This window comes from Micromonospora sp. DT41 (assembly GCF_049841715.1).
Lineage (GTDB): Bacteria > Actinomycetota > Actinomycetes > Mycobacteriales > Micromonosporaceae > Micromonospora > Micromonospora profundi.
In genome coordinates this window covers 216,078-242,556 of sequence record NZ_JBNCKU010000009.1, presented here as the reverse complement: position 1 = coordinate 242,556, position 26,479 = coordinate 216,078, and the positions used below count along the sequence as shown (strand labels likewise).

The 26,479-nt window shown below is 71.7% G+C and carries 27 protein-coding genes; 11 read left to right on the top strand and 16 right to left on the bottom strand.

Annotated features, from left to right (window positions below; all coding sequences use genetic code 11):
* Positions 1-90: 90 nt before the first annotated feature.
* Positions 91-324 carry a sulfurtransferase TusA family protein gene (locus ACLQ23_RS19075; RefSeq protein WP_355593163.1) on the bottom strand — a complete coding sequence of 78 codons (234 nt, stop codon included), beginning with the start codon at positions 322-324 and terminating at the stop codon, positions 91-93.
* The gene (locus ACLQ23_RS19070) at positions 321-1,472 is read right to left on the bottom strand and encodes a cysteine desulfurase family protein (RefSeq protein WP_355628060.1); all 1,152 of its coding nucleotides are present in this window, start codon (positions 1,470-1,472) and stop codon (positions 321-323) included. Before ACLQ23_RS19070 ends, ACLQ23_RS19075 begins: the two co-directional genes overlap by 4 nt.
* A 288-nt stretch (positions 1,473-1,760) precedes the next feature.
* Between ACLQ23_RS19070 and coxB the strand changes: the two genes are divergently transcribed.
* A complete protein-coding gene (gene coxB, locus ACLQ23_RS19065; protein WP_355593159.1) occupies positions 1,761-2,732 on the top strand; it encodes an aa3-type cytochrome oxidase subunit II in 972 nt (323 codons plus the stop codon).
* A 10-nt stretch (positions 2,733-2,742) separates the two neighbouring features.
* Complete coding sequence (locus ACLQ23_RS19060; RefSeq protein ID WP_355593157.1) at positions 2,743-3,168, top strand: cytochrome c oxidase subunit 4; 426 nt, start codon at positions 2,743-2,745, stop codon at positions 3,166-3,168.
* A 100-nt stretch (positions 3,169-3,268) separates the two neighbouring features.
* Here ACLQ23_RS19060 and ACLQ23_RS19055 read toward each other — a convergent pair whose 3' ends face one another.
* From ACLQ23_RS19055 to ACLQ23_RS19040, 4 genes are all read right to left on the bottom strand, one after another.
* A complete protein-coding gene (locus tag ACLQ23_RS19055) occupies positions 3,269-3,478 on the bottom strand; it encodes a hypothetical protein (protein ID WP_355593156.1) in 210 nt (69 codons plus the stop codon).
* Positions 3,479-3,619: 141 nt separating this feature from the next.
* Entirely contained in the window at positions 3,620-4,666 is a 1,047-nt protein-coding gene (trpD, locus tag ACLQ23_RS19050) for an anthranilate phosphoribosyltransferase (RefSeq protein ID WP_355593154.1), read from the bottom strand.
* Between the two features lie 89 nt (positions 4,667-4,755).
* On the bottom strand, positions 4,756-5,151 hold the full coding sequence (locus ACLQ23_RS19045) for a hypothetical protein (RefSeq protein ID WP_355593152.1): 396 nt from the start codon (positions 5,149-5,151) through the stop codon (positions 4,756-4,758).
* 186 nt (positions 5,152-5,337) lie between these two features.
* Positions 5,338-6,327 (bottom strand): cytochrome c oxidase assembly protein, encoded by a 990-nt coding sequence (locus tag ACLQ23_RS19040; protein WP_355593150.1) that lies wholly within the window; start codon positions 6,325-6,327, stop codon positions 5,338-5,340.
* Between the two features lie 108 nt (positions 6,328-6,435).
* Between ACLQ23_RS19040 and ACLQ23_RS19035 the strand changes: the two genes are divergently transcribed.
* From ACLQ23_RS19035 to ACLQ23_RS19015, 5 genes are all read left to right on the top strand, one after another.
* The gene (locus ACLQ23_RS19035) at positions 6,436-7,035 is read left to right on the top strand and encodes an aa3-type cytochrome oxidase subunit III (protein ID WP_053657968.1); all 600 of its coding nucleotides are present in this window, start codon (positions 6,436-6,438) and stop codon (positions 7,033-7,035) included.
* Positions 7,036-7,107: 72 nt separating this feature from the next.
* On the top strand, positions 7,108-7,944 hold the full coding sequence (locus ACLQ23_RS19030; protein ID WP_053657969.1) for a cytochrome bc1 complex diheme cytochrome c subunit: 837 nt from the start codon (positions 7,108-7,110) through the stop codon (positions 7,942-7,944).
* A gap of 64 nt (positions 7,945-8,008) precedes the next feature.
* Positions 8,009-9,097 carry a cytochrome bc1 complex Rieske iron-sulfur subunit gene (locus ACLQ23_RS19025; RefSeq protein ID WP_355593148.1) on the top strand — a complete coding sequence of 363 codons (1,089 nt, stop codon included), beginning with the start codon at positions 8,009-8,011 and terminating at the stop codon, positions 9,095-9,097.
* Positions 9,094-10,725, top strand: a complete 1,632-nt coding sequence (locus ACLQ23_RS19020) for a cytochrome bc1 complex cytochrome b subunit (RefSeq protein WP_355593146.1) — start codon at positions 9,094-9,096, stop codon at positions 10,723-10,725. Before ACLQ23_RS19025 ends, ACLQ23_RS19020 begins: the two co-directional genes overlap by 4 nt.
* Positions 10,726-10,919: 194 nt before the next feature.
* Positions 10,920-11,609 carry a DUF4142 domain-containing protein gene (locus tag ACLQ23_RS19015; RefSeq protein WP_355593144.1) on the top strand — a complete coding sequence of 230 codons (690 nt, stop codon included), beginning with the start codon at positions 10,920-10,922 and terminating at the stop codon, positions 11,607-11,609.
* A gap of 86 nt (positions 11,610-11,695) precedes the next feature.
* On the opposite strand, the gene ACLQ23_RS19010 is transcribed toward ACLQ23_RS19015, so the two are convergent.
* The 5 genes from ACLQ23_RS19010 to ACLQ23_RS18990 form a co-directional block, all read right to left on the bottom strand.
* Entirely contained in the window at positions 11,696-11,983 is a 288-nt protein-coding gene (locus ACLQ23_RS19010; protein ID WP_355593142.1) for an Lrp/AsnC family transcriptional regulator, read from the bottom strand.
* 78 nt (positions 11,984-12,061) lie between these two features.
* Positions 12,062-12,928, bottom strand: coding sequence for a nucleotidyltransferase family protein (locus ACLQ23_RS19005; RefSeq protein ID WP_425880878.1), 867 nt, complete (start codon positions 12,926-12,928; stop codon positions 12,062-12,064).
* A complete protein-coding gene (locus ACLQ23_RS19000; RefSeq protein WP_355593138.1) occupies positions 12,925-13,467 on the bottom strand; it encodes an NUDIX hydrolase in 543 nt (180 codons plus the stop codon). The genes ACLQ23_RS19005 and ACLQ23_RS19000 overlap by 4 nt, the downstream gene beginning before the upstream one ends.
* Before the next feature lie 53 nt (positions 13,468-13,520).
* A complete protein-coding gene (locus tag ACLQ23_RS18995; RefSeq protein WP_355593221.1) occupies positions 13,521-15,314 on the bottom strand; it encodes a RelA/SpoT family protein in 1,794 nt (597 codons plus the stop codon).
* Positions 15,315-15,442: 128 nt separating this feature from the next.
* Positions 15,443-17,197 (bottom strand): DEDD exonuclease domain-containing protein, encoded by a 1,755-nt coding sequence (locus ACLQ23_RS18990; protein WP_425880877.1) that lies wholly within the window; start codon positions 17,195-17,197, stop codon positions 15,443-15,445.
* Between the two features lie 127 nt (positions 17,198-17,324).
* Between ACLQ23_RS18990 and ACLQ23_RS18985 the strand changes: the two genes are divergently transcribed.
* The 4 genes from ACLQ23_RS18985 (at position 17,325) to ACLQ23_RS18970 (ending at position 21,717) form a co-directional block, all read left to right on the top strand.
* Positions 17,325-18,770 (top strand): NYN domain-containing protein, encoded by a 1,446-nt coding sequence (locus ACLQ23_RS18985; protein WP_355628067.1) that lies wholly within the window; start codon positions 17,325-17,327, stop codon positions 18,768-18,770.
* Between the two features lie 201 nt (positions 18,771-18,971).
* Positions 18,972-19,193, top strand: a complete 222-nt coding sequence (locus ACLQ23_RS18980; RefSeq protein ID WP_355593132.1) for a hypothetical protein — start codon at positions 18,972-18,974, stop codon at positions 19,191-19,193.
* A gap of 143 nt (positions 19,194-19,336) precedes the next feature.
* Positions 19,337-20,596, top strand: coding sequence for a M48 family metalloprotease (locus ACLQ23_RS18975; protein ID WP_355593130.1), 1,260 nt, complete (start codon positions 19,337-19,339; stop codon positions 20,594-20,596).
* Entirely contained in the window at positions 20,593-21,717 is a 1,125-nt protein-coding gene (locus tag ACLQ23_RS18970; protein WP_355593128.1) for a glycosyltransferase family 4 protein, read from the top strand. The genes ACLQ23_RS18975 and ACLQ23_RS18970 overlap by 4 nt, the downstream gene beginning before the upstream one ends.
* Before the next feature lie 10 nt (positions 21,718-21,727).
* On the opposite strand, the gene ACLQ23_RS18965 is transcribed toward ACLQ23_RS18970, so the two are convergent.
* The 5 genes from ACLQ23_RS18965 to ACLQ23_RS18945 all read right to left on the bottom strand — a co-directional run bounded on the left by ACLQ23_RS18965 (position 21,728) and on the right by ACLQ23_RS18945 (position 26,475).
* On the bottom strand, positions 21,728-22,396 hold the full coding sequence (locus ACLQ23_RS18965; protein WP_053657994.1) for a lysophospholipid acyltransferase family protein: 669 nt from the start codon (positions 22,394-22,396) through the stop codon (positions 21,728-21,730).
* A 22-nt stretch (positions 22,397-22,418) separates the two neighbouring features.
* The gene (locus ACLQ23_RS18960; RefSeq protein WP_355593126.1) at positions 22,419-23,003 is read right to left on the bottom strand and encodes a TetR/AcrR family transcriptional regulator; all 585 of its coding nucleotides are present in this window, start codon (positions 23,001-23,003) and stop codon (positions 22,419-22,421) included.
* Between the two features lie 72 nt (positions 23,004-23,075).
* Positions 23,076-24,734 (bottom strand): putative bifunctional diguanylate cyclase/phosphodiesterase, encoded by a 1,659-nt coding sequence (locus ACLQ23_RS18955; RefSeq protein ID WP_355593219.1) that lies wholly within the window; start codon positions 24,732-24,734, stop codon positions 23,076-23,078.
* Positions 24,735-24,813: 79 nt separating this feature from the next.
* Positions 24,814-25,623: an SAM-dependent methyltransferase gene (locus ACLQ23_RS18950; protein WP_355593124.1), complete on the bottom strand. Its 810-nt coding sequence runs from the start codon at positions 25,621-25,623 to the stop codon at positions 24,814-24,816.
* Between the two features lie 183 nt (positions 25,624-25,806).
* Positions 25,807-26,475 carry a response regulator transcription factor gene (locus ACLQ23_RS18945; RefSeq protein WP_007072219.1) on the bottom strand — a complete coding sequence of 223 codons (669 nt, stop codon included), beginning with the start codon at positions 26,473-26,475 and terminating at the stop codon, positions 25,807-25,809.
* Positions 26,476-26,479 lie beyond the last annotated feature (4 nt).

Sequence of the window (26,479 nt, the reverse complement as noted above, 5' to 3'; positions counted from 1 at the left end):
CCGAGACGTGTTTCCGGGAGGTGAAAGCCCCGGTGATGCGATTTATTGCCCTCTTTCCGGGAATATGGGCAACAGTGAAAGGCGGGACGGTCAGTGGGAGCGGCGGACGTCGTAGGCCGGGCCGTCGGGGCCGGTGATTGCGCCGAGGAACTCCTGGCCGCGCATTCGGCACCAGGCGGGGATGTCCACCGCCGCTGCCGGGTCGTCGGCGAGCACCCGCACCACTGTGCCCACCGGCACCTCGGGCATCCGGCGGGCAGCCGCGATCACCGGCAGCGGGCAGCGTTGACCCCGGCAGTCGAGCACCTCGTCGGGCATCGTCACAGCCCCACCACCCCCGCCTCGGCGCGCAGCCCGGCGACGATCCCGGGCAGCTCGGCGAGGAACCGCTCGACGTCCGCCCCGGTCGTCTCCCGGTGCAGGCTCACCCGCACGTTGCCGTGCGACAGCACGCCCATCGCCTCCAGTACGTGCGACGGCCGCAGCGTGGACGACGTGCAGGACGAGCCGGACGACACAGCGAAGCCCCGCCGGTCCAGCGCGTGCAGCAGCGTCTCGCCGTCGACGTACAGGCAGGAGAACGTCACCAGATGCGGTAGCCGCAGCACCGGATCCCCGACCACCTCCACGTCGGGCACCTCCGCCGACACCCGCGCCCGGATCCGGTCCACGAGCGGCGCCAACCGGGCCTGCTCGGTCGCCGCGTCGGCCGCCGCCGCGCGCAGGCTCGCCGCCGCCGCCACCACCGCGGGCAGGTTCAACGCCCCAGGGGTACGCCCGCCCTCCCGCTCGTCGGCAGGCCACGGCGACTCCCAGCGGGTGCCCTTACGCACCGCCAGCACCCCCACCCCCGGCGGGCCACCCCACTTGTGCGCGCTGCCGGTGAGCACCGACCAGCCCGCCGGCACCGGCACCCGGCCGATGGACTGCGCCGCGTCGACGTACAACGGAACACCGACGTCGGCGCACGCGGCGGCGGCCTCGGCGACCGGCTGCACAGTGCCCACCTCATGGCTCGCGCTGATCAGCGCGGCCAGCGCGACACCGGGAACCCGGACGGCGTCCGACCATGCCGCCAGGTCCAGCCGGCCCTGCCTGTCGACGGGCACCGCAACTGCCGTCCCGCCCGCCGCCTGGTGCCGCTCGGCCGCGTGCAGGACGGCGGAGTGCTCGATCGCCGAGTGCACGAACGCCGACCCGGACCGACGCCGCCCGGCCAGGCCGCCGAGGACAGCCGCGTGCGCCGCCGTCGTACCGCTTGACGTGAAAGAGATCTCGTCGGCGCGGACGCCGAGCGTCTGCGCGGTGGCCTCCCGGGCGGCGTCGAGCAGCTGCCGGGCGCGGCGGGCCTGGGCGTAGAGCTTGCCCGGGTCGGCCCACCCGTCCTCCAGGGCCGCCAGCAACGCCTGCCGGGCGACCGGATGCAGCGGCGCGGCGGTCGCCGCGTCCAGATAGACAGGGGATGGGCTCACGGGTGCACCTTTGTTCGCGACTGCGGGGCTCGCAACCCCGGCTCACTCCTCGCGCTCACGGGGCTGCCTTTGTTCGCGACTGCGGGGCTCGCAACCCCGGCTCACTCCTCGCGCTCACAGTCGCAAACGCTATCGCGGCGGTATGCGCAGGATCCCCCCGATGGGGGCGGAGAGTGACCCCACCACGGCCCAGCTCGTCATGGTCGAGTAATCTGCGACCGTCGGTGACGCCTTTGCCGTCGGTGCTGAGGAAAGACGCACCGCGGCGCGCTAGGGAGGCAGGACCAGGTGGTCGCAAGGAGTTCGGAGGTACGGCCGACGGCCGTACGGCACAGCGCTTCCCCAGGAGCAGGTGGACGCCGGGGACGTGGTGCCGGTCGGTTGGCCGGGCTCGGTCTCGGTGGCGTGGCGCTGCTGGTCCTGCTCACGGGCTGTGACGTGGGCCGGACGTTCGGCGGCTTCGGTTGGCCGCAGGGCGGCATCACGCCGGAGTCGCGGCGGATGTACGACCTGTGGATCGCCTCCTGCATCGCCGCGCTCGCGGTCGGTGTCTTCGTGTGGGGCCTGATCTTCTGGTGCGTGGTGCGCTACCGCAAGCGCGGCAACGCGCTGCCTGTGCAGACCCGCTACAACCTGCCGATGGAGTTCCTCTACACCATCGCGCCGATCCTGATCGTCTCCGTGCTCTTCTACTACACGGCGATCGTGCAGACCGACGTGGACAAGCTGTCGAAGAACCCGGACGTCACGGTCGAGGTCGTCGCGTTCAAGTGGAACTGGCAGTTCAACTACCGCGACGGGCAGGGCCCGGACGCCCGCACCACGGCGTCGACGCTCGGCACCAGTGACGTCATCCCGGTGCTCGTGCTGCCGACCAACCGGTCCATCCGGTTCGAGGAGACCAGCCGCGACGTCATCCACTCCTTCTGGGTGCCGGAGCTGCTGTTCAAGCGGGACGTCTTCCCGGGCAACGTCCGCAACGTGTTCGAGGTTTCCAGCCTGGACGCCGAGGGCGCGTACGTCGGCCGCTGCGCCGAGCTGTGCGGGAGCTACCACGCGTTCATGAACTTCGAGCTGCGTGTGGTCTCGCCGGAGAAGTACGAGCAGTTCCTGGCGGCCAAGCAGGCCGGCAAGTCCACCCAGGATGCGCTGTCCGAGATCGGTGAAGAGCCGTACGCGGAGACCACGCGACCGTTCGACACCCGGCGGACGCAGAGCAACTTCAACCCGGACGACGCTCCGGCCTTCCCGGGAAGCTGAGGGCAGCCGCATGAAGACCGAGTGGCGAATCTTCCTGATCATCGCCGGCTTCCTCCTCGGGGCCACCGTCCTCTACGGCGCCTGGACCAACGGTGAGGCCGGCGGCATCGAGTGGGTGGGCACGGTTGCCCTGCTGCTGTCGTTCCTGCTCTGCACGATGTGCGGTGGGTTCTTCTGGTTCGTCTCCCGCCGTATCGACCTGCGCCCGGAGGACCGCCCGGACGCCGAGATCGCCGACGGCGCCGGTGAGGTGGGCTTCTTCAGCCCGGGCAGCTACTGGCCGTTCGGCCTGGCGATGGCCGCCTCGATCGCCGCGCTGGGCCTGGTGTTCTGGCAGTACTGGCTGATCGGTGTGGGAATGCTGTCGGTCGTCTTCGCCGTCTGCGGGCTGCTGTTCGAGTACTACACCGGCACCCGGCGTACCGCGGAGCACTGATCCACCCGGTCGCGCTCGCGGCCGACGCGTACCACGACGAAGGCCCGCTCCCGAACAGGGAGCGGGCCTTCGTCGTGCGTGCGGTCGACCCGGCTGCGGGTCAGGCGGCGTGCTGGCGCGTGGGCTGCCGGCGGTGCCGACGGTCGGCCAGCCGTGTGACCGGCGCGGTGAACGTGGCGATCACCACGGCGGCTCCGCAGTCGGTGCAGACCAGCTCGGGACAGTCGGTGCCGTGGCTGTCGACGCAGGGCGGTGCCTCGAACAGTGCCACGCCCACGCAGACGTCGCAGTAGAGCTCGCGGTGCGACACGGGCGTCTCCTTCACTCCAGGCGACCCGCTCCGGCGTGACACGTGGCACCCGGCAGCGGTGCAGAACTACTCACCTGTAGTTTCCCACCTCGGTCCGACATTCCTGCGCGGACCGGGGGCGACCAGCACGCGGGGGACCGGTCAGCCGGCGGTGGCGACCTCGATCCACCGGTCGAGGGTGGCGGCCGCCGCACCCGAGTCGATCGACTTGGCGGCGCGGTCCAGTCCGGCGCGCAGGGCCTCGGTCAGATCGCCGTCCAGAGGACCCTGTGTGGCGAGCGCCGCCGCCGCGTTGACAAGCACCGCGTCGCGTACCGGACCGGTCTCGCCGGCCAGGAGGCGACGGGCCACGCCGGCGTTGTACGCGGCGTCACCGCCCCGCAGGTCACCGAGGGTGGACCGGGGTACCCCCAGGTCCGTGGCGTCCAGCAGCGCCTCCCGTACGGTGCCGCCCTGAGCTGCCCAGACGCGGGTCGGCGCGGCGGTGGTGAATTCATCGAGCCCGTCCTCGCCGCGCATCACCAGCACCGAGTCGCCACGAGCGGCGAACACGCCGGCCATCACCGGCGCCATGCGCGCGTCGAAGCACCCGACGGCACCGGCACGGGGCCGGGCCGGGTTGGTCAACGGGCCGAGGAAGTTGAAGACTGTGGGGACGCCCAGCTCCCGACGGACCGGCCCGGTGTGCCGCATCCCGGGGTGGAACCGCGCAGCGAAGCAGAACCCGATGCCGGCCTCGGTGACACAACGCACGATGGCGTCCGGGTCGAGATCCAGCGGGATGCCGAGGAACTCCAGCAGGTCGGCGGTGCCGCAGGAGGAGGACGCGGCCCGGTTGCCGTGCTTGACCACGCGTACGCCCGCACCGGCCACCACCAGCGCGGCCATGGTGGAGATGTTCACCGTGTGCGCAAGATCACCGCCGGTGCCGACCACGTCCAGGGCGGTCGAGCGCAGCTCGTCGGGAAGCTCGACAGGCACCGCCCGGCCGAGCATCGTCTCCACCAGACCGGCGAGCTCGGCCGAGGTCTCGCCCTTGGCCCGCAGCGCCACGGCGAAGCCGGCCACCTGCGCGGCACCCGCCGAGCCGGCCATGATCTCGCCCATCGCCCAGGCCGTGTCGGCGGTGGACAGCTCCTCGCCGCGCAGCAGCGAGGTGAGCAGGTGCGGCCAGGTCCGATCGCCCATGGCGGGCCTCCCGAGCGTGCGAAGTGCGGGTGGGCTGGAACCGGCGCCGGTCACCCCGGCGCCGCGTCGGTGCCGGAGAGCGGGGGACGTCAGGCGGGTGCGTGCGTCCGCAGCAGCTCGGCCACCGTGTTGCCGGTGGTCACCGGGTCGAGTGGGTGCACAAGCGTCCCCTCGACCTCGGCGTACGCGGCGAGCCATCGGTCGGCGGCGCGGGCGATCACCAGGCAGACCGGGGGAGAGTCCTCCCGGTCGTCCTTGATCTGCCGGGCGATGCCGATGCCGCCGCCCGGGTTGGCCTCACCGTCGAGCAGCATGAGGTCGATCTCATAGTCGTCGACCAGGCGGATCGTCTCGGCGTAGGTCGACGCGTCCACGAACTCGACCTGCAACCCGGGCGCGGGCCGGGTGCCGACGGCGAGCCGCATCCGGTCACGGACCTGCGGGTCGTCGCTGTAGAGCAGGACGGTACAAAGTCGATCGCTCATGCCGGCACTCCGCTTCGCTCCGTGCCGTCATGAGGAACCATCGCGCTGAGCCCGATGATTCGTTCGCGGTGCTCACTCATGCCGGCACTCTGCTTCCACCTCGAAAACTGCGCCGATCGTACCGGGCGGCGTGACGTAGCCGACACGCCGCCTGCCGCCGTCGGCTCCGCGTACCGTCGTCGCAGCTCAGGGGGCCGCGGCGCCCGCGGCGCGTTCGCGTGCCTCCTGGCGGTCCAGCTCGCGGTCGAGCCGGCGGGCCTCCCGCTCGGACTGCTTGACCCACTGCACGACAAGCACCGCGATCATCGTCACGCTCACGAATTCGCCACCCGCCCAGAGGATGCCTCCGGCGAGCACCTGGTCGGCCTTGGGGTCGGCCCAGTCGAGGTTGAGCGACGGGTACCAGTCGCCGCCGAAGAGCGTGCTGCTCTGCATGATCGTGAGCCCGAGCACTGTGTGGAACGGCACGGAGAGCAGCATCAGCAGCGCGCGGGCCGGGTACGGCCAGCGGCCGGGCAGCGGGTCGAGCCCGAGCAGCGGCCAGAAGAAGACGCAGCCGGTCATGATGAAGTGCGCGTGCACCAGCTCGTGCGCCCAGGCGTGCTCAAGCGTGTAGCGGTACAGGTCGCTGAAGTACAACACGAACGGGTTGACAACGAAGATGGCGAACGCCACGAGCGGGAAGCTGTAGACGCGGGCCACACGGCTGTGCACGATCGCCAGGAGGCGTTTGCGTGGCCCGACCGGCAGGGTTCGCAGGGCCAGCGTCATGGGCGCGCCAAGCGCGAGGAAGATCGGCGACACCATGGACAGCACCATGTGCTGGACCATGTGCACCGACAGCAGCGCGGTGTCGTACGCGTGCAGCCCGCTGACCGTGACCAGCGCGATGCCGCCCAGGCCGGGGCCGAGGAAGAGCGCGGTACGCGCGACCGGCCAGCGGTCGCCGCGCACGCGCAACCGGTGCACGCCGTAGAGGTAGAGACCTGCGGCGAGCACCAGGCCGAGGGCCAGCCAGCTGTCCAGCCGGGTCTCGGTCAGGACCGCGCCGACGGTGAACGGTGGCGGGGTCGCCTCGGCGCTGACGGCCAGGGTGGACGTGCCCGCCGGGGTGGCGGCGAGCACAACGGCCGGGACAGCCGAGGTGGCGGCGAGGATCGGATCGACGTGCAGCACGCTTTTCAGGCTAGGCCAGGCGAACCGGACCCTGACGTCCGGCCCACGGATGGTGTGGGTTTGCCACCCCGCTGATCGCCGGCCCCGGTCAGGGGCAATAATGACGGCGTGACTGCGGCCCCAGCCATTGACAAGAGCCGGATCCACTCTCTGACGCGACCCAACATGGTCAGCGTCGGGACGATCGTGTGGCTCTCCAGCGAACTCATGTTCTTCGCGGCGCTCTTCGCGATGTACTTCTCCATCCGCGCGGCTGCGCCGGAGCAGTGGGAGAAGCACACCGAGGTGCTGAACATCCCGTACGCGACCACCTTCACGGTGATCCTGGTCCTCTCGTCGGTGACGTGCCAGCTCGGCGTCTTCGCGGCGGAGAAGGGCGACGTGCACGCGCTTCGGCGTTGGTTCACCGTCACCTTCGTTATGGGCCTCATCTTCGTGCTCGGTCAGCTGAACGAGTACCGCGAGTTGGTCCACGAGGGCATCAAGATCAACGCCGACGGGTACGGATCGATGTTCTACCTGACGACCGGCTTCCACGGCCTGCACGTGGCCGGTGGTCTGGTCGCCTTCATCATCTTCATGGTCCGAACGACCATGGGACGGTTCACCCCGGCGCAGGCGACCTCGGCGATCGTCGTGTCGTACTACTGGCACTTCGTCGACGTCGTGTGGATCGGGCTGTACGCCATGATCTACTGGCTTCAGTGATCTTGGCGCGTCACGAACCGCGCCGCTGCTTCGTCCCCTGAGACAAGGTCCAACCGGTTAAGGACACAGCTCATGACTTCTGACAACGACCGCCGACGCGGCCTGCTCGCGCGGTTGCGCGAGCGGCCCGCCGCGCGCAGCAGGGGCCGCCGCCGGCTGGGCGCCGCGGTCCGGCTGATCGCCGCGCTGATGCTCGCGGGCGGTGCCTACACCGTCTTCGCCCCCGGTGCGCAGGCGCAGGACAACCCGCCGATGACCGGCGCCGCAGCCGAGGGCAAGGCGCTGTTCGACGTGAGCTGTGTGACCTGCCACGGACGCAACGCCCAGGGCGTCGAGGGCCGCGGGCCGAGCCTGGTCGGCGTCGGCGCCGCCTCGGTCGAGTTCCAGGTCAGCTCCGGCCGGATGCCGATGGCCCGGCAGGAAGCCCAGGCGCACCGCAAGCCCCCGCTCTTCACCGACGAGCAGACCCGTCAGCTCGCCCAGTACATCCAGGAGCTCGGCGGCGGTCCGGTCGTCCCGGAGGGTGACATCCTGCGGGAGGGCGCAAACGTCGCCTCCGGCGGTGAGCTGTTCCGGATCAACTGCTCGCAGTGCCACGCCTTCGGCGGCGGTGGCGGCGCGCTCTCCTCGGGCAAGTTCGCCCCGAGCCTGCATCCGGCGACCGACCGGCAGATCTACGCGGCGATGCTGAGCGGGCCGCAGAACATGCCGGTGTTCGGCGACAACCAGCTCCGACCGGAGCAGAAGGCCGACATCATCGCCTACATCCAGGAGACGCTGAAGCACGACCAGGACCCGGGTGGGTTCAACCTCGGTCGGTACGGGCCGTCCACCGAGGGCGTCGTGATCTTCCTGGTTGGCATTGTGGCGCTCGTCTTCGCAAGCCTGTGGATTGCGGGCAAGTCGTGACCGAGCGGATCATCAGATTCAGTGCCGTGGTGCCGCTCGGCGCCACCCCTAGCGAGGTGACGGCATGAGCACCCACACCGAGCACCAGGCCCCGCAGGGCCGGGAGCCGCTCGACGTGAACGACCCCACGCTGACCCGGTTCGACATCGTCCGCGAGGGCGCCCGTCGGGACGACATCGAGATCGTCCACTACGAGCCGCAGGTGCAGCCCGGCACCAAGGCCGAGCGCCGGCTGACCCGAGTGGTCGCCGCGTTCTTCCTGATCACCGGCCTGGCAGCCACCGCGTTCCTTGTCGTCTACATCTGGTGGCCGTGGCAGTACGAGCCGGGCCGGGGTGGCGACAAGCTCTACACCCCGCTGCTCGGCGTCACCCTCGGCGTGGCGCTGCTCGCCGTCGGCTTCGGCATCCTGACCTGGGGCAAGAAGTTGCTGCCCAAGGAGGTCTCGATCCAGGACCGGCACGAGGGCCAGGTGGACTCCGAAGGCCGCACCATCACCGGCCAGACGATGCTCTACATGGCCGACGAGCTGGGTGTGAAGCGTCGTCCGCTGCTCGGCATCTCGCTGCTGGCCGGTCTCGCGCCGGTCGCCGCGGTCGCCGCCGCGCCGCTGGTCGGTGGGTTGATCTCCAACCCGCACAAGAACAACCAGATGTTCCGCACCGGCTTCTCTCCCGCCGAGGGTGGGCAGCTGATCCGCCTCGTCCGCGAGGATGGCCGGCCGATCCGCCCGGCGGACGTCAGCGCCGGCGGCCAGCTGACAGTCTTCCCGGGCATCGACCACGGCGTGAGCAACCTGCACGCCGACTCGCCAACGCTGCTGATCCACCTGCGCGACTCCGACGCGCAGGAGTCCCGCCGGGCCAACGAGAAGATCGGCCACGGCGACTACATGTGGGGCAACTACGCGGCGTTCTCCAAGATCTGCACGCACGCCGGCTGCCCCGCCAGCCTGTACGAGCAGCAGACCAACCGGCTGCTCTGCCCGTGCCACCAGTCCCAGTTCCTGATCACCGACAACGCCAAGCCCATCTTCGGCCCTGCCAGCCGGCGGCTGCCGCAGCTGCCGATCGAGGTGGACTCCGAAGGTTTCTTCGTGGCGAAGTCCGACTTCACCGAGACCGTCGGGCCTGACTTCTGGGAGCGGCCATGAAGCGTCGAAAGCTTGACCTGAAGGCGACGCCGGGCAAGGCCGCGGTGGGAGTGGACGACCGCTTCCAGGTGGCCACCCCGCTGCGCAAGCTGCTGAACAAGGTCTTCCCGGACCACTGGTCGTTCCTGCTCGGCGAGATCGCGCTGTTCTCGTTCATCGTGCTGCTGCTGACAGGTGTGTTCCTCACCTTCTTCTACGAGCCGGCGATGACCGAGGTTGTCTACAACGGCAGCTACGCCCCGTTGCAGGGCACCCCCATGTCCGCCGCGTACGCCTCCAGCCTGGACATCTCGTTCGACGTCCGCGGTGGCCTGGTGATGCGGCAGATGCACCACTGGTCGGCGCTGCTGTTCATGGCCGCGATCGTCGTGCACATGCTGCGCGTCTTCTTCACCGGCGCGTTCCGCAAGCCGCGCGAGACCAACTGGATCATCGGTTCGCTGCTGTTCTGGGTGGGCTTCCTGGCCGGCTTCACCGGCTACTCCCTCCCGGACGACGGCCTGTCCGGCACCGGCCTGCGGATCGCCTCGGCGATCATGCTGTCCATCCCGGTGATCGGCTCCTGGGTCACCTCGTCGGTCTTCGGCGGCGAGTTCCCCGGCACGATCATCATCAGCCGGTTCTTCATCGCCCACGTCCTGCTCATCCCGGGTCTGCTTGTCGCCCTGATCAGCGTCCACCTGGGTCTGGTCTTCAAGCAGAAGCACACCCAGTGGCCCGGCCCCGGGCGGACCAACAACAACGTGGTCGGCGAGCGGATGTTCCCGCGCTACGCGTTGAAGCAGGGCGGCTTCTTCATGGTCGTCTTCGGCGTCGTGGCGCTGCTGGGCGGTCTGTTCCAGATCAACCCGATCTGGCTGTTCGGCCCGTACGAGGCGTGGGTGGTATCGGCCGCCAGCCAGCCCGACTGGTACGTCATGTTCCTCGACGGGTCGACGCGACTCATGCCCGCCTGGGAGATCAACATCCCGATCGGTGACGGGTACGTCATCCCGCCGCTGTTCTGGCCGACGGTGGTGCTGCCCGGCATCCTTGTGGGCCTGTCGACGATGTACCCGTTCCTGGAGGCACGGCACCTCAAGGACCGCAAGAGCCACAACCTGCTCCAGCGGCCCCGCGATGTCCCGGCCCGTACCGCGCTCGGCGCCATGGCGGTGTCGTTCTACATCGTGCTGACGCTCTCCGGCGCCAACGACGTGATCGCCGACAAGTTCCAGATCAGCCTGAACGCGATGACCTGGGCCGGCCGGATCGGTCTGCTGCTGATCCCGCCGGTGGCGTACTACGTCACCTACCGGCTCTGCCTCGGTCTGCAACAGCACGACCGGGAGGTTCTCGCGCACGGCGTGGAGACCGGCATCATCAGGCGTCTGCCGGACGGCCGGTTCGTCGAGGTGCACCAGCCGCTCAGCGCGGCGAACGGTCACGACGACGGCCACGGCGGCCTGGAGTACGTCGGCTGGGTGGTCCCGAAGAAGATGAACCGGCTCGGTGCCCTCGGCCCGGCGATCCGGGGCTTCTTCTACCCGATCGAGAAGCCGGTCGAGGCACCGGTCTCGCCGGGGCACCCGCCGGTCGAGCCCCGAGCAGAGCGCGAGGAGATCAGCAGCGGCGAGAGCCGTCGCTGACCCCCCGAAAGCTGTGTGACGTGGCGCCCGCCGGACTTCCGGCGGGCGCCACGCCGTTACCGGCGTCCCAGCACCATCCGGCCAGGAGTCGGACGGCCACGGTGCGACCGGTCGACCCCGCGCGGCGGGCGATCGCAGGAATAACCCCGGTGAGCCGGGTATCCGTGCGATCCAACGTCTCTAGGGGGGGAAGCATGTTGGGTATCAAACGCCTCGGCCTGTTGGCCGCGCTTGTGCTTGTCGGTGTCGCACCGGCCGCGGCCGCTCAGGCCGCGGCACAGCCGTCAACGCAGGACACCCAGTACCTGCAGGCTCTGCACCAGGTGAACCTGTTCGAGATCACCGCCGGTGACCTGGCTGAGCAGAAGGGCCACGACCAGGGGGTCAAGGACCTGGGCGCGATGCTGAAGACCGACCACACGTCTCTGGACCAGACGGTCCAGCAGACCGCGTCGCAGCTCAACGTCGAACTGCCGAATGAACCCACCACCGATCAGCAGAAGGTCATCGACAAGCTGAACAACGTCAGCGGCGCCGAGTTCGACAGGCTCTGGGTGACAAGTGAGCTTGCCGGCCACGTCCAGGCCATCCAGGCCACCCAGACGGAGATCTCGCAGGGCTCCGATCAGACGGTGGTCCAGTTGGCCCAGACCGCCCTGCCGACGCTGCAGGCGCACTACGACGAGCTGGTCCAGCTCGCCAACCAGCTGGGCATCCCGGTCCCGCAGACCAGCGCCAGCGGTACGCCCAGCCCGGGCGGCACCGGCACTGAGTCGCCGGCTCCGGGCGGCACCGGCACCGAGTCCCCGGCTCCGGGCGGCACCACCGAGTCGCCGGCTCCGGGCGGCGGCATCACCGAAACGCCGGCTCCGAGCGTGAGCTGACGTAGCGGCAGCAGACGGCCGGTCCATCCGTGTGGGTGGACCGGCCGCCGTGCGACTGGAACCCGCTCCGCGGCGAGTCGAACGGATCAGTCGGCGGTGGCCAGGCCGATCGCGAACGCCTGCTCCAGATCGTGCTGGGAGTACGCCCGGAACGCGATGTGCGACTCGGTGTTCAGCACACCCGGCACCTTGGAGATGCTGCCCGCGATGACCTGGGCGATCTGGTCGAACTCTCGTACCCGGACGATGGCGATGAGGTCGACGTGCCCGGCCACCGAGTAGACCTCGCTGACGCCGGAAAGGTTGGCCAGGGTCTCCGCCACCTCGGGGATCGCATCGGTGGCGCAGTCGATCAGCACAATGGCGGTGATCACGGCACGTTTCTCCGTTCGTCGGCGTCGTCGCCCATGCTAGATGTTCGCAACGTGCATGGAGACGGGAGCCCGTGCCGCTCAGCCGTGCGCGGTGACCCGCACTGTGCCGCCGTCGGTGGAGCGGATCGCGTCGTGCAGTCGTTCGCCCGGGTGCACAGTCGCGCCCGGCCAGACGACAGTGCGGCACACATCGCCGTACACCCGCGCGCCTGGGCCAACCACCGACTCCCGGCACCGGCCGGTCACGGTGGCCGACCTGTCGACAAGGGTGCCTCCGGCGGCGGCGTGCAGGTTCGCCGTCAGGTAGTCGGCGGGGGTACCGGTGTCGTAGAAGGTGCCCGGATAGGGCACCACCTGCAACGCTCCGGCAGCCTCGGCCGGCCGCCAGACGGCTCGGACCAGGTCGGAGAAGACGACCGGGAGGTCGCGGACCAGCCGCCAGGGCAGCAGCGAGAAGCCGGTGAAGCAGTGTCCGGCGAAGGTGCCCGGCGCCGTCGGGTCCGCGGCGGGCTGACCGAGCAGGCGTACACAGCGCCCGTCCCAGTCGGCCAGCATCGTGGCCACGTCGGGCCCGGGGGGAGCGGCCGTGTCGGCCAGGTACGCGTCCGCGTTGCCGACCAGCACGGGCCGTCCGGCGATCCAGTCCCGCAGGTTGGCCACCCCGCCCGCGGTGCCGAGCGGGTCACCGGGCTCCACCGACAGGTACGCCCGGTCGCCGACGTGCCCGACCACCTGGTCGGCGAGGTAGCAGGCGTTCACCGCGACCCGGTCGGGACCGGTCAGGCCGAGCCCTGCCAACCGGGCCAACGCGCGGTCCAGCAGTGACACGTTGCCCACCGGGCAGAGGGCCTTGGGGACCCGCTCGGTGAGCGGGCGCAGCCGGGTGCCCTCGCCTGCGGCCAGCACCACAGCGCAGACGTCCGCCGGCCCGCCCGGCACAGTCATGGCGCGTCGTCGGGAATCGGCGGTGGGAACTGCCCGGCCAGCGGCCCGATGTCGTAGTAGGCGAGCAGCCGGGCGGTGGGCCAGGTCAGCTTCGGCAGGTCGTCAAGCGGGTGCCACACGGCCTCGAACACCTCCGCGCCGTCGACCGCGAGGGTGGTCTCCGACGCCGGCACCTCCGCCTCGAAGACCATGTCCACCCAGCCCTTGGCGTGCACGATCGCGTTCGGCACGGCGGGACGCAGCCGCGACGGGGGAAGCCGGATGCCGGACTCCTCGAACAGCTCGCGGGCAGCGCCCACCACCGGCGGCTCACCCTTGTTGAGCAGGCCGGCTGGGAGGGACCAGCCCTTGCCGGGCGGCTGACGCAGCAGCAGCAACCGGCCCGCGCCCGTGGCCTCGGTGTCGCGGACCAGGGTGACCGCGCCGACGATGTACTTGGGCACGGCCAGCCGGACCAGGCGTCGGCGAACCGGCAACGGCAGCCGATAGAAAGCCTGGTAGAAGATGGCCCGACCAGCGGCACGGGTACGGGGGATCATGACCCCAGGCTAGTGGTCACGAATGCCTTTCGGATGCGCTGGGGCCGTGCCGGTCACTGCCGATGATCGACAAGGTCGATGAGCTGGCGGACCACGGTGTCCGGTTCGAGCACCCGGTCGAAGACCGCTACCAGCAGGGTCTCCAGGTCGGGGTAGCCGAGCTCCTCGGAGAGCCGCAGCAACGGCAGGTCGCTGGCCAGGCCGCGATTGTGCTGGCGCAGGGCGAGCCCGATGGTGGCCCGACCCAGGCGGACCTTGTCGCTGATCGTGATGCCCGGCTCGGTGTGCTCGGCGAACCAGCGGTTGATCTGCATCTGCGCGTGCGGTGACTTGACGAAGTCGAGCCATTCCCGGCGCGGGCCCCGTCGTGCCTCGCCTGCCTCGAAGCCGTTGTCGCCGTCGTTCTCGGTGAAGATCTCCACCACGTCGCCCTCGTCCAGCTCCGAGCTCAACGGCGCGAGCCGGCCGTTGATCCGGGCCGCGAGGCAGTGGTCGCCCCGCTCGTTGCCCAGCTCGTAGGCCACGTCGACAGGTGTGGCGCCGGCCGGCAGCACCACCTGACGCCCGTCGGCGAACACCTGGATCTGCCCCTCGGCGAGGTCGCAGCGCAGCGACTCGTAGAACTGCGCCGGGTCGGCGGCGTCCGGCTCCCAGTCCAGCACCCGGCGCAGCCAGTCCAGCTGCTCGGCGCGGGCCGCGGCGTCGCCCCGACCCGAACGCGGAAAGCGGAAGTCGGCGGCGATGCCGTACTCGGCCGACCGGTGCATCTCCTCGGTGCGGATCAGCACCTCGACAGTGCGGTTCTGCGGGCCGCAGACACTTGTGTGCAGCGAGCGGTAGAGGTTGTTCTTCGGCGAGGCGATGAAGTCCTTGAAGCGGCCGGGGACCGGTCGCCAGGTGCCGTGGATCGCCCCCAGGGCGGCGTAACAGTCGGTCGCCGGGCCGTCGACCACCACCGAGATGCGGGGCAGGTCGTACGGGGCGGTGTGACCGCCGGAAACGGTGTCCTTCCAGATCGAGTAGAGGTGCCGGGGCCTCGGGGCGACCTCGGCGGTGACCCGGCTGCGGCGCAACGCCACCCGGGTCCGTGTCACCACCGAATCCAGGTACGCGTCCCAGCCGGGCCTGTCGTGCACGTGCCGGGCCAGCCGGGCGTGCTCCTCCGGCTCCAGGTGCAGCAGCACCACGTCGTCCAGCTCGCGCTTGAGGCTCTGGATGCCCAGCCGGTCGCAGAGCGGGACCAGCACCTCCTGGGTCTTGCGGGCGATGCGTTCGCGGGAGGCCGCGGAGCGCACACCGAGGGTGCGCATGTTGTGCAGCCGGTCGGCCAGCTTGATGATCAGCACCCGGACGTCCTTGGCGGCCGCGACGATCATCTTGCGGATCGTCTCGGCCTCGGCGGCCTTGCCGTAGAACGCCTTGTCGAACTTGGTCACCCCGTCGACAAGGTGGGCCACCTCGCCGCCGAAATCCTCGGACAGCGCCTGGAGCGTGTAGCGGGTGTCCTCCACGGTGTCGTGCAGCAGCGCCGCCACCAGGGTCGTGGTGTCCATGCCCAGCTCGGCGCAGATCTGCGCCACAGCGAGCGGATGGGTGATGTACGGCTCCCCGCTCTTGCGGAACTGCCCCCGGTGCATGTTCTCCGCGATTGTGTACGCCCGGCGCAGCACCGCAGGGTCGGTGCCGGCGTGAATGCTCCGGTGGGTGCGTACCAGCTGGGTGACCGGGTCGGAGTCGGTGGTCGGCCAGGTGAGCAACGACCGCAGTCGTCGGGTCAGCGGCAGCTCACCCGACTGGGTCGGCAGGGCGCCCCCCAGGGCGGCGCCGTGTCCGGCGTCGACGTCCACGAGGGACACCTCCTCACCCCGGCTCCGCGGCCGCCGGACCCGGCGGGCGGGAGCAGGCCCACGAAACGGGCAGGACTGCACTTCTCTAACAGCCTAAGCGAGTCGACGTAGTCCGATCGGACACTTGGTCATGAGCGTTCGGTCGAGAGTTGGTGGGAAGCCCCGCTCTCGGCCTTCGCCAGCAGGTCACGGAAGCGGCCCGCGCCACCGGCCGGTGAGGCCCAACCGGAGGACATCTCGACGAGCCGGGTCTCCGGTCGCTCCAACCAGGACAGGATGCGTTCGGACTCCTCCGCTGTGGCCGACGGCACAGGGCCGTGCCCGCCCGGCACCGTCTCGGCGGTGGCCCGGATGGTGGTCAGCGTCGGTCGCGGGTGGACGCCGGGCGGGGACACCCCTGCGCCGGCCAGCCGGCCGTGCCGGACCAGGGCCAGCTCCCAGCCGCCCCGAGCGGCGGGGCGGGCGGCGGCCAGCTCGACGATGCCGGTCAGCGCGGATAGCCGCTGCATCCGCACTGTGGCGCGCAGCACCGCGGCAAGCCGGGACCGCACCGCTGCGGCCTCCTCGTAGCGCTGGCCAGCCGAGAGCGCCTCGATCCGGGCGAGCAGCGCGTCCACCACCGGCTGCGGGTCACTCGCGGTGGCCGTGCGAAACGGTGCCGCCGCGCGCTCGTCGTACTCCTCGGGGGTGATCTTGTGCTCGCAGGGCGCCGGGCAGCGACCAAGCTCGGCCAGCGCGCAGGCCGGCGTGACGGTGCGCAGCGAGAGCCGGTGCGTGCACTGGCGCAGCGGCACGGCGTCGTGGAAGCCGGCGGCGGCCAGCTCCGCGGCCCGCCGGGAGGTGAACGGCCCGAGGTATGCGGTGTCGGTGGGGGAGATGTCCCGGACGATCGACAACCGGGGGTACGGCCCGTCGGTCAGCTTGAGCCAGACCATCCGCTCCGGGTATTTCGACCGCCGGTTGTACGGTGGCGCGTGCGCGGCGATCAACCGCAGCTCGCGGACCTCGGCCTCCAGCGAGTGCGAGCACTCCACTGCCTCGACCCGCTCGGCCGCGGCCAGCATCTCGGAGATCCGGGCGCGCTTCTCGCCGGCGGTGAAGTAGCTGCGCACCCGGGTGGCGATGTCGCCGGACGTGCCCACGTAGAGCGGCCGGTCGTCGGCGGCCCGGAAGATGTAGACGCCGGGGACCTTGGGCAGCCCGTCGGCCAGGTGGCGCTTGCGTCGCTGGGTCGGGGTGACCGCGCGGGCGAACTCGATGGCGTCGCCGACGGTGTCCACCCGGTGACCGCCGAGCCGGCCGATCAGCCCGTGCAGCACGTCGACGGTGGCCTTCGCGTCGTCGAGCGCGCGGTGGGTGGGCTGGGTGGCGGTGCGGAAGTAGGCGGCCAGGGTGCCCAGCTTGCGGTTGGGCACCTCGTCGCGGGTGAGCACCCGCCGAGCCAGCGCCGCCGTGTCCAGCACGCGGGGGTTGGGCCAGCGGTAGCCGTGCTTGGCGCAGGCGGCCTTGAGGAAGCCCACGTCGTAGGGGGCGTTGTGGGCCACGAGCACCGCGTCGGCGAGGAACTCCAGGAAGCTCGGCAGCACCTCCTCGATCGGCGGCGCCGGCAGCAGCATGGCCTGGGTGATCCCCGTCAGCACGGTGATGAACGGCGGGATCGGCTGCCCAGGACTGACAAGGGTGGCCAGCACGCCCAGCTGCTCGCCACCGCGCACCTTCACCGCACCGATCTCGGTGATGCCGCCACCGTCGGGCGCCCCGCCGGTGGTTTCCAGGTCGACCACCACGAAGGTGGTCGCGTAGAGGGGCAACGCCGGGTCCACCCCGCCCACCGCCGGGTCGAGGCCGGCCAGTGACTCCTGGACGTACTCCGCTTGTGCCATCGGCGGCACGCTAGCGCCACGGTCCGACACTCGCGTCACAGCGGTCTCACCCGTCACCATGGGGCTAGGATGAGAGATCGGCTCACTCACCGGGCGGTGGGCCCACCAACGGTGGGAGACTTGCCACATGCCCCTCACCGAGCCGCACGACGACCACCTCCCGCAGGAGGATCTGGTCGCGCGCGACGGTGCCATGGGCGACGCCGAGGCCGACCCCGACCCCGACCCCGACGTCGCGTCGGCTCCGGGCGGTGAGGCGGTCATCGAACCCGAGCCCACGCTGCCCGAGCCCGTCCGGCAGCGGATCGTGGCACTGACCGCCGCCGTGCTGCCCGCCCTGCCCGCCGACGAGGTGCCGGTGCCGCTGCGCCGGGTGGCCAAGTTCGCGCCGAACCGGCGGGCACGACTCGGCGCACCGGCCATCGCCGCCCAGCTCGCCGCCGATCCGCTGTTCCGGCAGCGGGTCACCGCCCGGGTGCTGGCCGACGCCGGCGACCTCGGCGCGGCCGTGATCGACGGCACCGCGCCGGCCGCCGCCGACCCTGTCGAGGTGGCCGCGCTGGCCTACCTGGGTCGCCCCCGGGGCTGGCGGGAGTTGATCGACGCCAGCGGTGCGGCCGTCCGCGCCGAGGCAGACAGCGCTGTCGTCGCCGAGCTGGTCCGCGAGGCCGAGCAGCGGGCGACCCGCGCCGAGCACGACCGGGCGGTGGCCCGCGTCGAGGCCGACAAGCTGCGCGACGAGCTGTCGCGTGTCCGTGAGGAGCTGGGTCAGCTCCGCGAGGAGTCCCGCCAGTTGGCGCGTACCCTGCGCGAGACCCAGGCCCGTGAGCGCAAGGCCACCGAGCTGCTGGCCACCGAGCGTGGCCGGGCGGCGCGGGCGAGCGCCGACGTGGACGCCGAGCTGCGCCGCGCCCGTGCCCGGCTCGCCGAGGCGGAGGCGGCGGCCGGGGTGGCCCGCGCCAGCGCGAAGGAGGCGCGTTCGGTCGACGACGCGCGGCTCTGGCTGCTGCTGGAGACCATCGGTCAGGCCGCCGTCGGGCTGCGCCGCGAGCTGGCCCTCGACCCGGTGGACAAGCTCCCCGCCGACTTCGTCGCCGACGCGTTCGCCGAGCAGCCGGGTGCCGCACCTGCCGGTCCGGCCGCGCGCGCCCGCGACACCGACGATCCGGCGCGGCTGGACCAGCTGCTCGCCCTGCCCCGGGCGCACCTGGTGGTCGACGGCTACAACGTCACCAAGCGCGGTTTCGGCGAGATGTCGCTGGAGCAGCAGCGCAAGCGCCTGATCACCGGGCTGGGTGGGATCGCCGCGCAGACCGGCGACGAGGTCACAGTCGTGTTCGACGGTGCGGAGCGGATGCACGGGCTGCCACCGGCGCCGCGTGGCGTCCGGGTGCTGTTCTCCCGCAAGGGCGAGACGGCCGACGAGCTGATCCGGCGGTTGGTCCGCGCCGAGCCGGCTGGTCGGCCTGTCGTCGTGGTGTCGTCCGACCGCGAGGTGGCCGACGGGGTCCGCCGGCACGGCGCGTACCCGCTGGGGGCCGACTCGCTGCTGCGCCGCCTCGCGCGTTCCTGACGTCACCCTGCCCGCACGGTCGGGTCGTCGGCGTGTCGGACCGGCCGGGATACCCCGATATCGCTGATCTGGAGTGGATCTCGTCCGCAACGGCCGGTGCGGACGGTTCTGTCGTACCCGGTGGATAGCGTCGATGTGACCGACGGTGCTCGGGCGACGACAAACCGCCGCCCGCGTGCCGCGAGCCGATCAGGAGGCGTGATGCTCATCGACTGCGAGGGGTGCGCTAAGGAGCGGGGTGACGGCTGTTCCGGCTGCCTGGTGGCCGCCCTGTTCGACGAGGCGTCCCCGGCGGCCGGCCTGGACGCCGCCGAGGTCCAGGCGATCGAGGTGTTCGCCCGGGCCGGCTTCGACGTGAAGGTGCTGGCCGCCCCGGCGCGTCCCGGCGCGGCCCGCCGCCGCGCCTCCCGGCGCGTCGCCTGAGCGCGACACCGTGCCCGGACCGGGCTTTTCGCGGGCCATAGGATGGGCGGTCACGGCGGGAGGAGCGGCGCGATGAGCGGGGTACGACACGACGACGGCGAAGCCGTCCGTGGCACGCTCGGCGTCGGCGCGCCGGTGCACCCGTGACCCCGCGCGGATGGGCGCTGCTGACGCTCGCCGGGTTGACAGTGGCGCTGGTGCTGACCGCCGCGCTGCTCATCCCGTGGCACCGGCCGCCGGCACCCCGCGCCGACCAGCTCGCCGCGCTGCGTGACCTGCCCGCCGAGCAGGTGGCCCGGGGGCGGGAGTTCCAGGCCGCGCTTCGACCCGGCGGGTACGCCGCGCTCGCCCTCGGGCTGCTGATCGCCCTCGCGCTGGGGCTGACCCCGCTGGGCAGCCGCCTGGTCGAGCTTGTGGGCCGGCCGTTCGGCGGGCACTGGATCGCGCAGGCGGTGCTCGGCGGGCTCGCCGTGGTGCTCGTCGCCGACCTGCTCATGCTTCCGTTCGCCGCCTGGCGGCAGAGCGTGCTGACGCGGTACGGGTTGAGCGTCAACGGCTGGAGCGGCTGGGCCGTCGACCTGCTCAAGTCGTACGCCGTCAGCGCGGTGATCGGCGCCGTCGCCCTCTTCGGCTTCTACGCGGTCATCAGGCTCGCGCCGCGCTGGTGGTGGGCGTTCGGGGCGGCCGGCGCGGCGCTGCTGGTGGTGCTGTTGTCGTTCGTGCTGCCGGTGCTCGTGGAGCCGGTGTTCAACAGGTTCACCCCGCTGGAGCAGGGGCCGCTGCGCACCGAGCTGATGAGCATGGCGGCAAGGGACGGGGTTCCCGTGCGCGACGTGCTCGTCGCCGACGCGTCCCGGCGCACCACGGCGGTGAACGCGTACGTCTCCGGTCTCGGGCCGACCCGGCGGGTGGTCGTCTACGACACGCTGCTGCGCGAGGCGCCCCCGGCCGAGGTGAAGGCCGTCGTGGCGCACGAGTTGGGCCACGCGAAGGACTCCGACGTTGCGGTGGGCACGCTCACCGGTGCGCTGGGCGCCGCGGCGGCGGTGGTGGCGCTCTACCTGCTCGGCTCGTGGAGACTGCTGCTGCGGCTGGCCGGTGTCGACTCGGTCGCCGATCCACGCGCGTTCCCGTTGCTTGTCGCAGTGGTCACGGTGGCCGGTCTGGTGGCCGCTCCGGCGCAGGCGCTGATGTCGCGGCAGGTGGAGGCACGGGCGGACGCGCACGCGCTCGCGCTGACCGGTGATCCGGAGGCGTTCGAGTCGATGCAGCGCCGGCTCGGGTCGGTGAACCTCGGTGACCCCGACCCGCCGCGCTGGGAATACCTCTACTCGGCCTCACACCCGTCCACAGTGGAGCGGATGGCCGCCGCCCGCGCGTACGCCCGGGAGGCCGGTCGATGAGTCGCACGCTGCTGATCACGAACGATTTTCCGCCGCGCCCCGGCGGGATCCAGTCGTTCGTGCACAACCTTGCGGTGCGTCAGCCGCCCGGCTCGGTGGTGGTGTACGCGTCGAGCTGGCGGGGTGCGGCGAAGTTCGACGCCGACCAGCCGTTCGAGGTGATCCGGGAACGCACCAGGGTGCTGCTGCCCACCCCCCTGATCGCGCGCCGGGCGGCCCGGCTGGCCCGCGCGTACGACTGTGACACCGTGTGGTTCGGCGCGGCGGCACCGCTCGGGCTGCTCGCGGCGGGCCTGCGTCGCCGGGCCGGGGTGCGCCGGGTGGTGGCGCAGACCCACGGTCACGAGGTCGGCTGGGCGGCGTTGCCGGCCGCGCGTCCGGCGCTGCGCCGGATCGGCAGGGGTGTCGACGTGACGACCTACCTCGGCGAGTACACCCGCAGCCGGTTGGCCCGGGTGCTCGACGGCGTGACCGACCTGCGCCGGTTGGCGCCGGGGGTGGATGTGGACACCTACCACCCGTCGGTGGACGGTGAGCCGGTCCGGGCCCGGTTGGGGCTGTCCGACCGGCCGGTGGTGGTCTGTGTGTCCCGGCTGGTGCCGCGCAAGGGGCAGGACATGCTGATCCGGGCGTTGCCGGAGATCCGCCGCCGGGTGCCCGACGCGGCGCTGCTGATCGTCGGCGGCGGGCCGTACCGGGCGACGTTGGAAAAGCTGGCCCGGCAGGCCGGGGTGGAGCGGGACGTGGTCTTCACCGGCTCGGTGCCGTCGGCCGAGTTGCCTGCGCACTACGCGGCCGGCGACGTCTATGCGATGCCGTGCCGCACTCGCAACCGTGGCCTGGACGTGGAGGGGCTGGGCATCGTCTACCTGGAGGCGTCGGCGACGGGGCTGCCGGTGGTGGCCGGCGACTCCGGGGGAGCGCCGGACGCCGTCCGTGAGGGCGAGACCGGGTTCGTGGTCCCGGGGCGCGACGTCACCCAGCTCGCCGACCGGGTGTCCCGGCTGCTCGCCGACCGGGATCTGGCCCGCCAGTTGGGTGCGACGGGCCGGGCCTGGGTGGAGCAGGAGTGGCGCTGGGAGGCGCAGGCGCAGCGGATGGCGGCACTGCTCGCCGGCTGACCGCCGCCGCTCAGGTGCGGGCCGGCCGGGGTGGGGCGTGGTGGGGGACGTACTCCTGGCCGGTGAGCTGTTGGATCGCGGCCATCACCTCGTCGGTGACGGTCCGGATGTCACGGGGGCCGTGGATGCGGCCGGCGACCTGGATCGGCGGGCCGAACCGCAGGGTGATCGGGTGCCGGCGGGGTAGCCGCGCGTCGACGGGCAGCACCTCGGCGGTGCCGAGCACTCCGACCGGGATGATCGGCACCTCGGCGTCGCGGGCCAGTCGGGTCATGCCGGTCCGACCCCGGTAGAGCCGTCCGTCGGGGGAGCGGGTGCCCTCCGGGTAGATGGCGACGAGGCCGCCGGCACGCAGCACCGGCACTGCGGCGTCGAGGGCGCTGAGGGCGGCCCGGCCGCCGCCGCGCTCGACCGGGATGGCGCCCATGCCGTCGACGATCCGCCGGTTGAGCCAGCCGCTCGGACCACGCCCGGTGAAGTACTCCGACTTGGCCCAGAAGGTGACGTGCCGGGGGGCCGCGGTGACCAGGAACAGTTCGTCGGCGACGGACAGGTGGTTGCCGGCGAGGATCGCCCCGCTGTGTCGGGGCAGGTGCTCCCGCCCGTGGACCTGGGGCTGCCAGCCCAGCCGCAGCGCGGCGCCGACGGTCAGCTTGGTGAGGTCGTACAGCAGGGGCACGGGTTCTCCGGGTGGTTGGTGGTCATCTGGCGGCGGGCCCGAGGTGGGCGTCGAGGGTGGCGTGCAGCAGGGCGTCGTCGTCGGTGGCGCCGGTGGCCAGCGGCAGGCTGCCCCACGCCCAGAGCTGCGCGATGCCGTGCAGGTTGGCCCAGAGGGCGCCGGCCAGGACGGGCACGGGGGCGTCCGTCGGTCGGCGTACCTGGGCCACCAGGTCGGCCAGGTCGTCGAACAGGGGCAGGCTCGTCTCGCGCAGCCGCAGGCGGCCGCTGGCCAGCAGGTCGTGCCGGAACATCAGCTCGAACATGCCGCGGTGCTCGGCCGCGAAGTTCAGGTACGTCCGGCCCAGCGCCGCAAGGCGGGTACGCGGGTCGGGGCCGGCGTCGCGCATCGTCTGATCGATCCGGGCGGTGAGGTCGGCGAAGCCCTCCCGGGCGATGGCGGAGAGCAGGTCGACGTGGGTGGGGAAGTAGCGGCGGGGGGCGCCGTGGGACACCCCGGCCCGGCGGGCGATCTCCCGCAACGACACCGCCGACTGGCCCTCACGCAGCACCAGGTCGACCCCCACTGCCACGAGCCGGGCGCGAAGGGTGGCGTCTTCCACGCTCATGAACTGTGTCTACCAGGGCTTGTAGACAGTGTCTACGAAGACGGGTAGGAGATGTCACACACCGGGGGCCGGTCAGCGGATCCGGGCGAGAATCCGATCGGCGGGGGCGGGCGGGCCGAAATGCCAGCCCTGCGCGGCGTCACAACCGATCGCCCGCAACCGCTCGGCCTGCCCGGCGGTCTCCACCCCCTCGGCGGTGACCGTCAGATCCAGCGCGTGCGCCAGCGACACCAGCGACGCCAGAATCCGCTCGTCGGTACGCCCCACAGCCGGCGACCGCAGGCCGGCCACGAACTCACCGGCGACCTTCAACTCGGTGACCGGCAGGTCCCGCAGGTACGCCAGGTTGCTGTAACCGGTGCCGAAGTCGTCGATGGCGATCCGCACCCCGAGATCGGCCAGCACCCGCAGGGCGCGTACGGGCTCCTCGGCGGTGCTCATCATCGTGCTCTCGGTGATCTCCAACTGGAGTCGTTCCGGCGGCAGACCGGTCTGCCGCAGCAGCGCGCGTACCTCCTGCACCAGGCCCGGCCGGTGGACCTGCCGGACCGCCAGGTTGACGCTCACGAACGGCGCCTGCGCACCACCGGCCGACCAGGCCTTTGCCTCCCGGCACGCCTCGGCCAGCACCCAGCCGCCCAGCGGCACGATCAGACCGGTCTCCTCGGCCAGGCTGATGAAGCTGTCCGGTCGCAGCACGCCCAGCTCCGGGTGACGCCAGCGGACCAGCGCCTCGACGCCGAGCAGTCGACCGTCGCGCAGCGACGTCAGCGGCTGGTAGTCGAGATAGAACTCGCCCCGTTCGAGGGCTGCCGGGATGGCCGCCGAGAGGGCGTACCGGGCCAGCTCGCGGCGGTTGCGCTCGGCGTCGTAGAGCGTCCAGCGCGCGCCACCTGCCGACTTCGCCCAGTGCAGCGTGCTGTCGGCGGCCCGCATCAGGTCACTGGGGTTGGCGCCGGCGACCTGGCGCTCGACGATGCCGATGCTCGCCGACACCTGAAGCTCGTGCCCGTCGACCGACCTGGGCGCCCGGACCGCCGCCAGGGCGGCCTCGGCCACCTTGACCATGTCGTCGGTGCCCCCGCTGCCCTCCACGAGGATGACGAACTCGTCCCCACCCAGCCGCGCCACAAGGTGCTCACCGAGGGTCTGGCGCAACTGCTCCGCCACCAGGGTCAGCAGCCGGTCGCCGACCTGGTGCCCCAGGGTGTCGTTGACGACCTTGAAACGGTCCAGGTCGAGGAAGCACACCCCGACGCGCTGCGCGCCCCGGCCCGGCTCGTTGAGCGCGGCGGTGAGCCGCTCGGTGAACAGCGTCCGGTTCGGCAGGCCGGTGAGCGGATCGTGGGTGGCCTGGTGGCGGAACCGCGCCTCGCTGGCCCGTAGTGCCCGCTCGGCCTGCGTGCGGGCCATCATCGCGGCCCGGCGGATCGACTCCTGCTCGTCGAGCGTCCGGTCCCGCAGCGCCCGCGCGTAGCCGGTCGCCACGGCCGCCAGCAGCCGCGCCATCCGGTCCTCGACGTCCTCGGCCACCAGACCCAGGTCACGCACCAGGCGCAGCTGGATCACCTCGACGGTACGGCCCAGCCCTTCGGCGGAGGCGATGTGCGCGGCGACCAGTTCGGCGCCGACGCGGTGCCCGGCCCGCAGGTCGAACGGCTCGGCGAGCAACGCGCCGGCCAACTGACCGGTGAGCCGGTGCAGCAGGGCCTCCAGTTGGGCCTGGGTCATCGGCAGATAGCTCGTGCCGGAGACCGCCTTTGCCCAGGCGCGGGCGAAGGTGCCCGGGTGGCCGTCCGCGCCTGGCAGCTCAGTCACCGAGTCGCCCGACGCCGCCCATGAAGACCGCACGCTCGGCGTCCTCCGCGCTCTCCGGGGTGTCCGGCCGCCACTGCGGCACCCAGACCACGCCCGGGTCGACCAGCTCGAACCCGTCGAAGAGCGCGGTCAGCTCGGCGCGGCTGCGGACCGAGAGGGGATTGTCGGTGCGCTGGTAGACCCGCTCCGCCTCGGCCCGCTCGTCGTCGCTGCGCCCGTCGTCGCTGGCCTGCGACAGCACCAGGTAGCTGCCGGGGGCCAGTGCGTCTCGCAGGGTGCGCAGCAGTTCCGCCGGCCGGTCGGTGTCGGGGATGAAGTGCAGCACGGCCACGACCATCACGGCTACCGGCTGGCTCAGGTCGAGGAGCCTGCGAACGTCCGGGTGATCCAGGATCCGCTCCGGGTGCCGCAGGTCCTCCTGCACCACCACGGCGAGGTCGTTGCCGGCCAGGATCTCCCGGCTGTGCGCCACCGCGACCGGGTCGACGTCCACATAGACCACCCGCGACAGCGGGTCGATCCGCTGGGCGATCTCGTGGACGTTGCCGACAGTGGGGATGCCCGAGCCGATGTCCAGGAACTGCCGGACACCGGCCTCGGCGAGGTAGCTCACCGCCCGACGCAGGAACGCCCGGTTGGCCTGGGCCATCAACGGCGCTTCCGGGACGGCGGCCACCATGGCCTGGGCCGCGGCCCGGTCGGCGGCGAAGTTGTGCGAGCCGCCCAGGTAGTAGTCGTACATCCGCGCGACGCTCGGGCGCTCGATGTCGATGGTGTCGGGTGCCCAGTCCGGCCGCTGCATGCGCTCACCCCTAGAGTCCGCGATGCGGGCATCACCCGCGCGGGTATTGTGCCCCCGCAGGCACCGCCAGACCATAGCCTGACGCCAGGTTGCCCCCGACAGCGGTCGATACGCGAAGTCCGCGCCGGCGGAGTGCGGGCGCGGACTTCGGGTGGGGCGTCCCGCTCGACGAGCGGACGCGGATCAGAACTTCGGGGCGTCCGGTGCCTCGAGCAGGCCCAGCCGCAGCGCTGTCATCAGCGCCTGTGCCCGGTTGGCGGCCCCGAGCTTCTCGTAGAGCTTGGAGATGTGCGTCTTGGCCGTCGACTCGCTGACGAACAGCTGCTTGGCGATGCCCGCCACGCTCATGCCGTCGGCAAGCAGTCGCAGCACCTGACCCTCGCGGGGAGAGAGCTGCGGGCCGGACGGGGCGAGCCGACGCTTCATCGCCTCGGCCAGGTCGGCGGCGGTGAACGCGCTGGGGGAGGACGCGGCGTGCCGGGCGGCGGCCACCACCTCGTCGGCCGGTGCGGTCTTCGGCACGAACGCGCTCGCGCCGGCCTCCAGGGCGCCGAAGAGCTGGTCGTCGCCCGCGTACATGGTCAGCACCACGATGCCCATCGACGCGCTGGACTTGCGCAGCGCCCGCGTGGCCTCCAGGCCGCTGCCGTCGGGCAGCCGCAGATCCATGATCACAACGTCCGGCTGCAGAGCGCCGGCCTGGCGTACGCCCTCTGCCGCCGTGGCGGCCTCACCGACGACCTCGAACTGGCGGTCACGCTCGAAGGCGTGCCGCAGTCCCTTACGAATGAGGTCATGATCGTCGACAAGGAGGACCTTGGTGCGGGTGGCCGGTGTCGGACTTGTGGTCATCCTC